Genomic DNA, 13,926 nt, shown 5'->3' with positions numbered 1-13,926 from the left:
TTTTATTGAGAATCAAAGAAGTATGTTTTGAATTTTGAAAATTGTTATTTTTGCAATTGTTCCATATAATGAAGGGTAGAGGGGTTATACAGGGGAGTTATGAATGGAGAATACTTTAGTTAGTTAATTGTTTTTATTTTAATAAATAAAAGTAAATTGATGTGGAGTGAAATTCATTGGGAGAAAATCAGTTTAGATGGAGTAACAAGCAATTAAGAGAACATGTTGAAGTAATAGATGGTAAAAGAAGTCCGCACATTTTATTGAAGAATGCAACGTATTTAAATTCCTATATGCGCGAGTGGGTACAAGCAAATATTTGGATCTATGATGATCGCATTATTTATGTAGGAGAAAAACTACCAGCGCAACTACAAGAATGCGAAGTCATTGATTGTGATGAAAAGTATGTAGTTCCTGGCTACATAGAACCACATGCACATCCATATCAATTATATAATCCTGAAACGTTAGCAAATTATGCGATGCAGTTTGGGACGGCGACTTTTATTAATGATAATTTAACTTTATTTTTCACATTACAACGTGAAGAAGCATTTCGTTTATTAGATGAATTTGAAAAGATTTCAGCAAGTATGTATTGGTGGTGTCGTTTTGATGGACAGACTGAATTGCAAAACGGGGAATCTTTATTTAATCGTGAAGAAATAATAGAGTGGCTAAAGCATAAAGCAGTTCTTCAAGGCGGTGAGCTAACAGCGTGGCCAAAGTTATTACATGGCGATGATGAAATGTTACATTGGGTGCAGGAAACGAAACGATTACATAAAAAAGTAGAAGGACATTTTCCAGGTGCATCTGAAACGACTTTAGCAAAGTTAAAACTGTTAGGTACAGATTGTGATCATGAGGCGATGACAGGGCAGGAAGCTTTCGCTCGTCTTATGCAAGGTTACACGGTTTCCTTAAGAAATTCTTCAATCCGCCCAGATTTAGAAGTGTTATTGAAAGAATTGTTGGAACTAGGAGTAAAACAGTTTGATAGATTCATTCTTACTACAGACGGCTCACATCCTTCATTTTATGAAAATGGAATGACAAACGTAATGATATCTACCGCGATAAAACAAGGAGTGCCAGTTATAGATGCTTATCATATGGCAAGCTATAATATCGCCCGTTATTATAATATGGAGCATCTACATGGTTCAATTGCGACAGGTAGAATTGCTAATATCAATATTTTAGAAAGTAAAGAAAACCCAGTACCAATTAGTGTCCTTGCAAAGGGGAAATGGGTGAAGCGTGACGGTGTAAATACGCATGAAGCATTACATATAGACTGGAGTAAATATAAAGTAACTCCATTATCATTAGATTGGTCAATAGAAAAAGAGGATATGATTTTCTCTAATAAAACGGGGATACACTTATTAAATAACGTTATTACAAAACCATATACTAGTGAAATCAATATAGACTGTGATGAATTATCCACAGATCATGATGAATGCTTCCTCATGATGATTGCTCGTGATGGTACTTGGCGAGTAAATACAGTTGTAAAAGGTTTTGCGAAAGAATTAGGTGGTCTTGCTAGTTCTTATTCCGGCACAGGTGATATGATTCTCATTGGAAAAAGTAAAGAAGATATGCTTACAGCTTTTCGTAGAGTAAAAGAGCTCGGTGGTGGAATGGTCGTAGCAGAAAACAATGAAGTGTTACACGAAATCGCATTACCATTGCTTGGGATTATGTCTAATTTGAAAATGAATGAATTAATACAGGAAGAGAAACAGATGGTGAAATTACTACAAGAGCGTGGTTACGCGTATGACGATCCGGCATTTACCATTTTGTTCTTTTCTGCGACGCACTTGCCTTTTATACGGATAACACCTATAGGACTATATGATGTGAAAAATAGTAAGGTACTGGACTCACCGGTAAATTTAATAAAGCAATATTAAAAGGAAAGGCCCTATAATAGTCTAAATTATAGGGCCTTTTACATTATTAGTATAAGAATATTGTAAGCCTCAAATGATATAGTATCTAAATCATTTGAGGTGATATGTAAATATGAAAAAAATATTTTACATTTTAAGCATATTTATTCTGTGTGTATCGATACAACACGTTGTACATTCCCAATCAGATGCACCAAGGTTATCTTCGGATTGTCTCGAAGAAAGAAAAGTTCGAGATGAAAAGTATGTGAAGAATATAATACAGGACATTAAATCCACATTTAATTTAAATATTGATGAACATAGTTCTTGGGAAGTAAGTAAAAGAGATCTGGAGGCTGCCCATTTGATGTATGGTGGAAAGGAAAATGATTCTTATTATAATTCGCTAACTAAAATTTATGATAGTGGTGGATTTAGCGAACAGCCCAGCTTATTTGTGAGGGCGCAAGAAGCATTTTTACTTTATAAAGAAAAAGATAATATCAATGTAATGAAACGCCTAAAACTAGACGTTGAAAAAGGGGAATGGCTCGTTATAAAAACGAAAAAGAAGAAAGGGAAAAAAGTGAAATTCAAGCCTTTGCAATGTGAAAAAGATTATATGAAAAAGAGAAATGAATAACAAAATACGTATTCATGCTGTTTTTATTCAATGATATTTTGCTGTTGATTTGAAATAGAAAAAGGTAAACGAACATATTAGCTTTATGGAATATGTTTGTTTACCTTTTTTTGAGAGATTTAAAAATTGGGGATGTTTTTAGTTGGAAATTATGTACTGGCTAATGAACTTATAACATTCAATGAATTTGTTCTTCATAAAAATTAGATTTTGTGTCAAATGATTTATACATTGCCGAACCACCTATGTATATTTTATTCTACAGTATTTATAAAAGAATATTGGCCATGCATAAGAAATATGATTGGCACAGTTTTTGCTTGTATTAAATGTAAGGAAGGGAGATTGTATGTAAGGAATCTGTACTCGTAATAGTATAAAACAAGCTACTATTGCATTATTAATCATAGTTGTATTTATAGCGGAACTGTAAATACATACAAATAAGTAGGTTTTCGGTTTAAAAATTCTGAATTTTCTTTTAAATTATTAGGGGGCAATGGTATGGTTAAATATTCGAAAATTTCTAAGTGGATTCTTGGTGTTGGACTAGTGACAATAACATGTAATGGTTTGCAAATTCAAGCAGAGACAAAAGAGAAAAATGTGAAGAACGTATTACAAATGGAGCCGGTAGGAATACAGAAATCTGTTGATGAATTGGCGCACCCTTCAAAAGTACAAGAAAATGCATCTTTTACAAAACGGTTAAAATTAGCGGATTTATCGCAGCGTCCACTAGCACCAAACGATAATATTAAACCGTTAGCTGAAGAAAAAAAGTATTCAATGGCTGAGTTAAATCAATTAAATAATAAACAATTAACTGATCTTCTTGTGACAATTAAATGGTATCAAATTCCAGATTTATTTCAGTTTAATAGTGATAGTCTTAAATTCTATCAAGATGATAGTCGAATGCAAGCAATTATTAATAAACTAGCAGAACAAGGACAAGCTTATACGAAAGATGATTCAAAAGGGATTGAAACATTAGTAGAAGCTCTACGTGCAGCATTTTATTTAGGTTTTTACCATGATGAATTAAGCAAACTAAATGAGCGTAGCTACCATGATAAATGTTTACCAGCTTTAAAAACAATTGCAAAAAATCCAAATTTCAAACTTGGTACATCAGAACAAAATAAAGTAATTGCATCATATGGAAAATTAATTGGAAATGCATCAGCAGATGTTGAAACGGTTTTATATGCAGGTGAAATTTTTAAACAATATAATGATAATCTTGCAACTTTCATTGAAGACCGAACAAAAGGAGACGCTATATATGAGTTGATGAAGGGAATTGACTTTGATATTCAGACGGATATGTACACGACTGGAAAAGAGCCAAAAGATACGATGTGGTTTCGAAATATTGATAACTTTATTAATGAAGTAAATCGTTTTGCACTACTTGGTACAGTAACAAATAAAAACGGATGGTTAATTAATAATGGAATTTACTATGCTGGACGATTGGGCAAGCTTCATAGCACGCCGACAAAAGGACAACAAGTTGTTACAGATGCAATGCGAATTTATCCATATTTAGGAGAGCAATACTTTGTTGCGGCAGAACAAATTACTACAAATTATGGAGGAATAGATGCGAACGGAAAAACTGTAAATTTAGATCAAATTCGAGAAGAGGGTAAAAAGAAATATTTACCGAAAACGTATACGTTTGATGATGGAGCAATTGTCTTTAAAGCTGGGGATAAAGTTAGCGAAGAGAAAATTAAACGTCTATACTGGGCGGCAAAAGAAGTGCGTTCTCAATTTTATCGTACAGTTGGTAGCGATAAACCACTTGAAAGTGGACATGCTGATGATGTGTTAACGATGGTTATTTATAATAGCCCAGATGAGTATCAATTTAATCGTCAACTGTACGGATATGAAACGAATAATGGTGGGATTTATATTGAAGGGACAGGGACTTTCTTTACATATGAACGTACACCAGAGCAAAGTATTTATAGTTTGGAAGAATTATTCCGCCATGAATTTACGCACTACTTACAGGGAAGGTACGAAGTTCAGGGATTATGGGGACAAGGAGAAATGTATCAAAATGAACGTTTAACATGGTTTGAAGAAGGAAACGCAGAGTTCTTTGCAGGTGCAACGCGATTAGATAGTGTAGTACCGCGAAAAAGTATAATTGGTGGGTTATCTAATGATCCTGCAAAACGTTATACAGCATCACAAACATTAAATGCGAAATATGGAACGTGGGATTTTTATAATTATTCGTTTGCGCTGCAATCATATATGTATAATAAGCGCCCTGAAATGTTCGATAAAGTGCATGATTTGATTCGCGCAAATGATGTTTCAAGTTACGATGCATACCGTGCTACATTAAGCAAAGATAATAAGTTAAATGAAGAATATCAATCTTATATGCAAATGCTTATTGATAATCGCGATAAGTATACAATTCCACAAGTATCAGATGAGTATTTAACTCAGCATGATCCAAAATCGCTTTCGGACATTACTTCAGATATTACGAATGAAGCGAAATTAAAAGATGTGAAAGTAACAAAGAATAAATCACAATTCTTTAATACATTTACACTACAGGGAACATATACAGGAAGTGCGGCTAAAGGAGAAGTTGAGGACTGGAAAGTGATGAATGAAGCAACAAATGATATGTTGAAACGTCTTTCAGGAAAAGAGTGGACTGGATATAAAACATTGACTGCTTATTTTGTAAATTACCGTGTAAATAATGCTGGGCAATATGAATATGATGTTGTGTTTAGCGGAGTGAATACGGAAGAAGGTACGGCTGTAGAAAAAGAACCAAATAATTCATTTGAAACAGCAAACCCACTATCTTTGAATATTTTGTTAAGAGGAACCTTGAGCGATCAAGATCAGGGGGATAAATTTGTTATTGATGTAAAGGATCAAAAAGATTTACAAATTTCTGTTACGAACGAACAAAATCTTGGACTGAACTGGGTATTATATTCTGAATCAGATCTAAATAATTATGTAGCTTATGCAACAAAACGTGATGGAAACAAATTGCTTGGAAATTATAATGCAAAGCCAGGGAAATATTACTTAAGTGTATATAAGTATGGTGGTGAAACAGGGAATTATACGGTACAAGTAAAATAGTTTACTATAATTTATTTTGAAAGGAAACTTATTGCATTTTTTAGCAAAATAAAGTATGTAATGTTAAAAATTAAACTATATCAATATATCCCTGTTCTAATTATAGAACAGGGATATATTGGCTTTATATTTTTAAATTAAATAATCTCATTGGATTTTGACAAGAAAATAATTAATATAGATTTGAATTCTCATTCGTAAAGAATACTTTAATCTTCTTAATGCTCTTTCATTTTTGTCTCAATGCTTGTTTTCAAATCAGTTGATACTTGATTGAAATACCCCAAAACGATCTCCCTAATATCATCGGATATAACTTTCAAATCACTAGCTAAGTTCTCAGCGAGATGTTCTTTTTCTATCGGTTTTAACTTCGTATAAAATTCACCAGCCTGCGTAAAGTCATTCTGTTTTGTTATAGAAGTTCTTTCAAGTTTACCTTCAACGTACCTTCCGTCACCGCTTGTAATTTGATTAGCGGGTGTCCAATCTTGCTGTTGGTTAATCGTTAATTTGCGAAATTCGGGACCAATTCTTCTTCTTTGTGAATCACTGTAAATGTTAGCGCGCCCTTGCAACATTTTATCATCTGATAGTTCTGCACCATCCAGTAAATTAGAAGGGGAGAATGCGACTTTCTCTACTTGTTCCATAAAATTTTCAGGATTTTTATTTAATACCATTTTCCCGACTGGTATGAGAGGATACGTCTGTTCATCCCATACTTTTGTGTCATCTAAAGGATCATAAGATAGGTAAGCTTCATCTTTCGGATCCATGAGCTGGACGTATAAACCATACTCCACTGGTTTACCATTTTCAATAGCATCATATAAATCTTTCCCGCTATAATCAGGGTTTTCAGCAGCTAGTTTAATTGCTTCTTTACTAGTAATGTACTGTACACCTTCAAATGGGTACCAATGATACTTTACATACTTTCGATTACCTTCCGCATTTCTCCATACATATGTATTAACACTATGTCCTGGAATGTGGCGAAGACTTTTGGCCGTACCATTATTAGAGTATAAACGGACAACAAAATGAATAGATTCAGGTGCTTTAGCGACAAAACTCAAAAATCTATTAGGATCTATTAAGTTATTTTTAGGTGAAGGCAATAATGCTTGAATCGTTTCAGGGAAACGCATTGGGTCACGAACAGAAAAAACAGGAATGTGATTACATAAAAGGTCAAAAATGCCTTCTTTTGTATAAAATTTTGTAGAAAAACCGCGTACATTTCTAGCAGTATCCGGTGTTCCTTTCGTACTAACAGCTAACGAAAATCGCACCATAACAGGAACTTTCTCATTAGAATTTTGTAAAAAACTTAATTTAGTATGTTCAGACATCGAATATATCGTTTGAAAATAACCGAACGCACCAAATCCTTTTACATGAACAGGTCTTTCTAAAATTTTTTCATGAATAAATTCTTGTAATGACTCATGCAGTACACTATCTTGCTCTAGTACGGGTCCACGTGAACCAACTGTTTGAGAGTGAAGTTTAGCTTGTTCATTACGTTCGTCATTTTCATTAAAGTCTTTCCCTAGTATAGATTGCCCCTGTTTATCATAGTTTTCATCCATCGATATAGCCTCCAAATCTTTTTTGTCCAATGTTACTAAATATGATTCTATAGCCTTAATTATGTATGACACGCACAGTTCAAAGCAGTAACATACCGCTAGATGAAAAAAACACATATGTAGTGGACCTGTTGAAATAGAAGAAATTATGGAAAAATGAATATCGGGAAGAGAAAGCACGCGTTTTACTAAAAATGTGGAAGAAAACCACTATTAAAATTTCAATCTTAAAACTTAATTTATAAACGATTATATAGAGAATGAACGTTAAAAAAGGAAAAATAACTAGGAGGAATTTAACATGTCGGATTGGTTTCAATTAGATAAAGAATATATGATGTCTACATATTGTCGTACAGAGGTTGCAATGGAAAGAGGAGAAGGGTGTAAACTGTATGATGTAGATGGTAAAGAGTATTTAGATTTATTTTCTGGCGTAGGAGTAAATGTATTAGGATACAATCATCCTAAAATTGTACAAATGACAATGGAGCAAGTTGCGAAATCGTTGCATTTACCGTTTCATTTTTTAAACCCAGTTGCAATTGAGTATGCAAAGAAATTAGTAGATTGTACTTTAAAAAGCGGAAAAGTCTTTTTTACAAACTCTGGTACGGAAGCGACAGAAACAACATTAAAATTAATTGATAAATATAGATTTATTGCGAATGAAGAGCGTGATGGAGTAGTTGTGTTAAAAGATAGTTTTCACGGGAGGACGTTAGGGGCACTGCATTTTACGAGACAAGAAAAGGTATATCAAAATTTCCCTAAAACATCTATTCCTGTATATGAAGTAGAGCGCGAGAATATAGACCAATTAGAAGAAACCATTATTAAAGAAAATCCAATTGCGATTATGCTAGAGCCTGTTTTAGGTAGCGGGGGGATTTATCCTTTATCAAGTGAATATTTACATGGTGTTCAAAATTTATGTGAAAAATATAATGTACTTCTTGTCGTTGATGAAGTTCAAAGTGGTATGGGGCGAACGGGAAAATTATTTGCTTATCAAAATTTTAATATTACACCAGATATTATTCAAATTGGTAAAGGAGCAGGAGGCGGGATACCGCTAGGAGGAATTATTGTAGGTGAAAGGTTATGTGATGTATTTTCACCAGGAGATCACGGGACAACATTTGCTCATTCATCAATGGGAACAGCTTTAGGTTTAACTGTATTAAATACATTACTTGATGATGGGTTAATGCAAGAAGCTTATGAAACGTCACTATATTTGAATGACAAACTGCAAGATATTCAGAAAGAAAATGCTTATTATATTCAGGAAGTACGTCATGCGGGGATGATGTTTGGGATAAGTGTGAATGACACGAATGAAAATGTAAAGAAATTACAGATTGAGTTAATGAATAAAGGGATGTTAGTCGATGTAACACAAGGGAATATTATTCGATTACTTCCGCCGTATATTATTACGAAAGAGGAAATTGACGCATTCACTTATGAGTTTATTTCCTGTGTTCATAACATAGCTGCTACAGCAAGTATTTAAAAAAATATAAAAAAATATAAAAAAATATAAAAAGCTGAAGAAGCCGCTATTTTAGCGGCTTCTTCAGCTTTTTAAAATAGTAAATTACTTAACATAGAGAGCATCTCATTGGACAAATAATTAATTATGTGAAACAATAATAACAGATAAGGAGACGTTAATTTTCCTTAAGTGCTTCGAATTAATTTTATTCAATAAGAGAAGGTGTGCTTAAAGAAGTTAAATTAAATAAGGAGCTGTTTTATTATATGCAACAAAATAATGATTTAAATTTTGAACCTCAAGACGTTAATATTGTCAATCCTAAACAAGCCAGGAAAGCAGTAATTGCTACTGGTATAGGAAACGCAATGGAGTGGTTTGACTTCGGATTATACGCGTATTTAGCGGTTATCTTAAGTCAATTATTCTTCTCAGGTGTTGATAATAGTGGATTGCAACTTGTACTTACATTCGGTACATTTGCAGCAGCCTTTCTCGTTCGACCAATCGGAGGTGTATTCTTTGGTAGAATAGGAGATAAGTACGGCCGAAAAATCGTGTTAAGTACTACTATTATTTTAATGGCACTTTCTACATTATTCATCGCATTACTACCAACCTATGAACAAATTGGTGTATGGGCACCAATACTACTTTTAGTTGCCCGAATGATTCAAGGCTTCTCTACAGGCGGCGAATATTCAGGAGCAATGGTTTATATCGCAGAATCTTCTCCAGATAAAAAGCGTGGTATACTCGGTAGTGGTCTTGAAATTGGAACACTCTCAGGTTACATTGCTGCATCGGTAATTGTTACCATTTTGACGTTATTGTTAACAGATGAGCAAATGCTCAGCTGGGGATGGCGTATTCCGTTCTTAGTAGCTGCACCAATTGGTTTGGTCGGTTTATACTTACGCCGTCATCTAGATGAATCTCCAATCTTTGAAGAGATGGAAAAAGCACAAGAGGAATCTGAAGACAATGAACAATTTTCATTTATGGATATTATTAAATATCACAAAAAAGACTTCTTATTAAGCACAGTAATTGTCGCCTTCTTTAATATTACGAATTATATGATTCTTTCGTATATTCCTTCTTATCTAACTCAAGTACTTAAAGTCAAAGAAACAACGGGCTTATTAATTATTTCTATTACGATGGCACTTATGATTCCACTAGCATTATATTTTGGTAAATTAAGTGATAAAATTGGTAATAAACGCGTCGTGCAAATTGGTTTACTTGGTTTAACTGTATTTGCAATTCCAGCATTTTTACTAATAGGTAACGGACATATTGCAGCTATATTTGCAGGTATTTTCGTACTAGGTTTCTTCTTAAGTGTATATGAAGGAACATTACCTTCATTATTACCATCACTCTTTTTCACTGATGTACGTTATCGAGCACTTTCGATCTCATTTAATATTTCTGTATCGATATTCGGTGGAACAACACCGCTTGTATGTTCATACTTAGTTCATGCAACTGGTAACCCGCTTGCGCCAGCATTTTATTTGACGGGTGTAAGTATTATTGGATTAGTTGTATTTAGTGTATTATTTGTTACGACTTCAGGGCGTGCGCTAAAAGGTTCATATCCTACAGTAGAAACGAAAAAAGAAGCACACCTAATCGCTAAAGAAGACCCTGAAGAAACACTTTGGTGGCATGAAGAGTCATTAGAAATTGAAGCAGGGAAGAATGCTTCCATTTAAAAAGCAACGTAGAAGTATAAAAAGACTCCTATGAATATAGGAGTCTTTTTGTTACGTTATTTCTTTCGTTTCTTCAAACTTTTCTGATAGGCATAAAGCTTATGAATCTCTTCCTTAAATTCATGCAGAAGTACAATGCTTTTACCATTTGAATAACGCACCGTATTATAAGCATCTATAATAATATCACTTTGAATATTTACATCTTCTTCATCATTTATTCTTTCTAGCCAAGCCTCAACAGTTTCTCCCCGTTTTCTATTTAAAGGAGGGGTTAACTTACTCTCTAGCTTGAAAATTTCCTTCCGAATTTCGTTATGCGGCGGTTTATTTCGTTTAAAACGATTTTGGTTCGTTCCTTCTTTATTAGTAATAATAGTAGATTCGAAGGCGGGCATATTTGGTAAACTGAATTGTTTTCGTTTTTTTACTATTTTCCAAACGACGTAAATAGCGATAGCTGTACATGCTATTATGGTAATGCTATTTATGAGTGTGGGGTCAAAATCAGGAAGTTTTTCCCCATTGTCTTCAATTTTAGGTTTTAAGAGATGCCCTTTACTTGCCCAAACCCCTTCAGTATCTTTCAATTCAGCTGCTACGAGAAATGGATTTATAACATAACCGACTCCTAACGCGACTACTTCTGTGATAAAGCTAAAAATAAGACGAATAAAAGGAAAAACTAAAACAAGTACTATACTCATTACACCAATCGTAATGATAGAAATGAAACGTAATAACTGTTGATTCCGATTTGCCCCAGTTAACCAAAATGTAATCATAATGTGTATAACTAATAGTAACAGCTTCCACAAAGGTGGAAAGGGCGCATAAAATATGGCTGAAATACTAAACCAAACAATACCGCCTAACGATTTTTGAACTGGATATCCTGGTCCGACTACATGTACGATAAAGAAGAAAAGCGGTAACATAATTGTGCCGAATAGAGAGAATGGGAGAAGGAAAGAACAACCAATTATTTGAGTAATGAACAGTATGACAAATCCTGTTGTTTTTTTATTCATAAATTTATGAATAAGAAATACGCCTACATAGCCTGTCGCTAAAAATATGGCAATAGCAACAAGGTCATCCCTTTCTGTTAATAATGAAAGGAGGAGAAGCAAAATAAAGTCATTAACGTGATAGAGCCAAGTTTTCAACCAATTCCACCATCCCTTCGCTATTAATGAGGAACGTTGGCTGCGAGAGAAGAGGGAGTTCATTTTTCTGTAAACCAATGTATATCATTGTAGACGAACGTTCTCTCTTTCTCGTTACATAATGAAGGAATCCTTGTTTCGGAAGTAACGTACTATCATCTGAAATACGTGCTAATTCTTCTAAAGCTTTTGCATATTGTGTTTGCCCTTCATGTAACGATAAATGTAATGCACCACCTTCTGCTAATACACTAATAAATAATTCAAACGGTATGTGATGCTTCGTTGCATATTGGCAAATGTATGTTGTGAATGAAATTAAATCTTCAACATTATCTTTCCAACCAAATCCACGATCGGCAGCTAAAGAAAGACAAATCGTCCAACTATAATTTTTTACAGGTTCAAATTGCTTCGCTTGTAATTCTTGCATTTTAGCAGATGCCTTCCAATGAATAGAGCGGAAAGACTCACGCTCATATCGCTTTACACCGATAATAGATGTTTCATCATTGTAAAAAGAAAAATTAGTTCGATAAGAACCAGTTAGAAGTTGCTGAAGTTCTTGCAAACCTGCTACTTCTTTAGGAGAAGGATACACAATAATTTCAGTTTTTAACTTATCGAAAACAGGTAAGTGTACATTTAATAAATGAAAAGGATCTTTTAAAACACATTCGAACTGTTCAATTTGAAACACACCACGTTTCGTTGCGGTTAATGTTAAATCCCATTTTTGCGCCGAATGTGCAGGTTGTGAAAATGGAAAAGAGAATAACGTTTTTGATATTCGTTCAATTCCTTGATCTTTATGCTGTATAAGAGACGCATCTAAATGAAAATAACAAACACTATTAACGAGAGGGATATGTGCACCGTTTTTCAAATGAATAAAAAACTTTCCAGATTCATCAGGGAAAAGCCGAGTTGTTTGTCTCTCGTTTATAACTTCAAATTTTTTCTCTATGTAAGCGACATATTTATAAATGAAAATCGCAAATAAATAATAGGAGAAAAAGAGAAACATTATAATTCGTTGCGGCATAAAAAACGTAAATAGTATAGCGCCTGGCACAGTTAGTTGAATAATATGGAGTTGAAAAAATAAAGGTACAGTTACAACACGCTGTCCATTCATGCTTGCTCAATCTCCACAGGTACGTCAACTTCTTTTAAAATACTTTGCATTATATCATTTTTAGTCGTGCGCAGGGCACCTTCCATTGATAAGACAATACGGTGATTCCAAACAGAAGGAGTTAAAAATTGTATATCTTCAGGGGTGCAATATTCTCTCCTGCGTAAGAAGGCTAATGCTTGAACTGCGCGCACTAAAGAAAGTGTGGCACGTGGGCTTACACCGTTAGCGATGTAATCGTGATTTCGAGTAGCTTGTGCAAGTTTAATTATGTAATGTTCTAACGGTTCTGATATGAAAATTTCTTTTATTCGTTTCTGTGATTCTAATATATCTTCTAAAGAGATAACAGGTGTGACACGTTCTAGCGGTATATCGTTACGAAAACGTCGCATCATTTGTAACTCATCTTCAGGAGTTGGATAACCGATTGAAATCGTCATTAAAAAGCGATCAAGCTGTGCATCTGGAAGAGGGAAAGTCCCTTGTGATTCAATTGGGTTTTGCGTTGCAATAACAAAGAACGGTTTTGGGAGAGGAGTAGACTGTTTTTCAAGCGTCACTTGTCGCTCTTCCATCGCTTCTAACAAACTAGATTGTGTTCTCGGCATTGCACGGTTAATTTCATCTGCTAGCAAAATGTTTGTCATAACGGGTCCAATTCTTAACTCAAATTCACTTGTTTTTGGGTTAAAGTATTCAATACCTGTTACATCACTTGGAAGTACATCAGGGGTAAATTGAACACGAGAAAAACTACCGCCAATACTTTTTGAAATGGTTTTCGCCAGTAACGTTTTCCCAGTACCAGGCACGTCTTCGAGTAGTACATGTCCATCAGCAAGCAGTGAAACAAGCAGTAGATCAATAACATTTTCTTTACCAACAAACACAGATCCTATGTTTTCTTTCAATTTATTTATCATATGTACCATTCCTTTCAGTATAAAAGAGCTAATATTTCTATATTTTAACAAATTATTCAGAAAATTTGTATCATTTTTTAATTCAAAGAAATAGATATTTAATTATTAAATTAAGCTTGCATATTTTGGAATATGATTATGCAATATCGGTATACGATGTATCGTGAGTCGAT

General features: G+C 34.0%; 9 protein-coding genes. 5 read left to right on the top strand and 4 right to left on the bottom strand.

The features are described 5' to 3' along the window. Positions 1 to 176 precede the first annotated feature (176 nt). From OXT04_RS05020 to colA, 3 genes are all read left to right on the top strand, one after another. Positions 177 to 1,931 carry an adenine deaminase C-terminal domain-containing protein gene (locus OXT04_RS05020; RefSeq protein WP_267413581.1) on the top strand — a complete coding sequence of 585 codons (1,755 nt, stop codon included), beginning with the start codon at positions 177 to 179 and terminating at the stop codon, positions 1,929 to 1,931. Between the two features lie 112 nt (positions 1,932 to 2,043). Then, positions 2,044 to 2,556, top strand: coding sequence for a hypothetical protein (locus OXT04_RS05015; RefSeq protein ID WP_267413579.1), 513 nt, complete (start codon positions 2,044 to 2,046; stop codon positions 2,554 to 2,556). A 504-nt stretch (positions 2,557 to 3,060) separates the two neighbouring features. Beyond that, entirely contained in the window at positions 3,061 to 5,697 is a 2,637-nt protein-coding gene (gene colA, locus OXT04_RS05010; protein ID WP_071714180.1) for a collagenase ColA, read from the top strand. Positions 5,698 to 5,915: 218 nt separating this feature from the next. On the opposite strand, the gene OXT04_RS05005 is transcribed toward colA, so the two are convergent. Continuing rightward, positions 5,916 to 7,295, bottom strand: coding sequence for a catalase (locus OXT04_RS05005; RefSeq protein ID WP_267413575.1), 1,380 nt, complete (start codon positions 7,293 to 7,295; stop codon positions 5,916 to 5,918). Between the two features lie 301 nt (positions 7,296 to 7,596). On the opposite strand from OXT04_RS05005, the gene OXT04_RS05000 reads away from it, so the two are divergent. Both OXT04_RS05000 and OXT04_RS04995 read left to right on the top strand, forming a co-directional pair. Continuing rightward, the gene (locus OXT04_RS05000) at positions 7,597 to 8,814 is read left to right on the top strand and encodes an aspartate aminotransferase family protein (RefSeq protein ID WP_001286460.1); all 1,218 of its coding nucleotides are present in this window, start codon (positions 7,597 to 7,599) and stop codon (positions 8,812 to 8,814) included. A gap of 248 nt (positions 8,815 to 9,062) precedes the next feature. Further along, positions 9,063 to 10,520: an MFS transporter gene (locus OXT04_RS04995; protein WP_001186932.1), complete on the top strand. Its 1,458-nt coding sequence runs from the start codon at positions 9,063 to 9,065 to the stop codon at positions 10,518 to 10,520. 56 nt (positions 10,521 to 10,576) lie between these two features. On the opposite strand, the gene OXT04_RS04990 is transcribed toward OXT04_RS04995, so the two are convergent. From OXT04_RS04990 to OXT04_RS04980, 3 genes are read right to left on the bottom strand one after another with little or no spacing between them, the layout of a single operon-like run. Then, positions 10,577 to 11,689 (bottom strand): DUF4018 domain-containing protein, encoded by a 1,113-nt coding sequence (locus OXT04_RS04990; protein ID WP_000860511.1) that lies wholly within the window; start codon positions 11,687 to 11,689, stop codon positions 10,577 to 10,579. Then, complete coding sequence (locus OXT04_RS04985) at positions 11,664 to 12,827, bottom strand: DUF58 domain-containing protein (protein WP_098366162.1); 1,164 nt, start codon at positions 12,825 to 12,827, stop codon at positions 11,664 to 11,666. Before OXT04_RS04985 ends, OXT04_RS04990 begins: the two co-directional genes overlap by 26 nt. Beyond that, on the bottom strand, positions 12,824 to 13,753 hold the full coding sequence (locus OXT04_RS04980; RefSeq protein ID WP_098256230.1) for an AAA family ATPase: 930 nt from the start codon (positions 13,751 to 13,753) through the stop codon (positions 12,824 to 12,826). Before OXT04_RS04980 ends, OXT04_RS04985 begins: the two co-directional genes overlap by 4 nt. Between the last annotated feature and the right edge of the window lie 173 nt (positions 13,754 to 13,926).

This window comes from Bacillus sp. GC_Bacil_1 (assembly GCF_026540675.1).
Lineage (GTDB): Bacteria > Bacillota > Bacilli > Bacillales > Bacillaceae_G > Bacillus_A > Bacillus_A cereus.
This window is presented reverse-complemented; position numbering and strand designations above follow the sequence as displayed.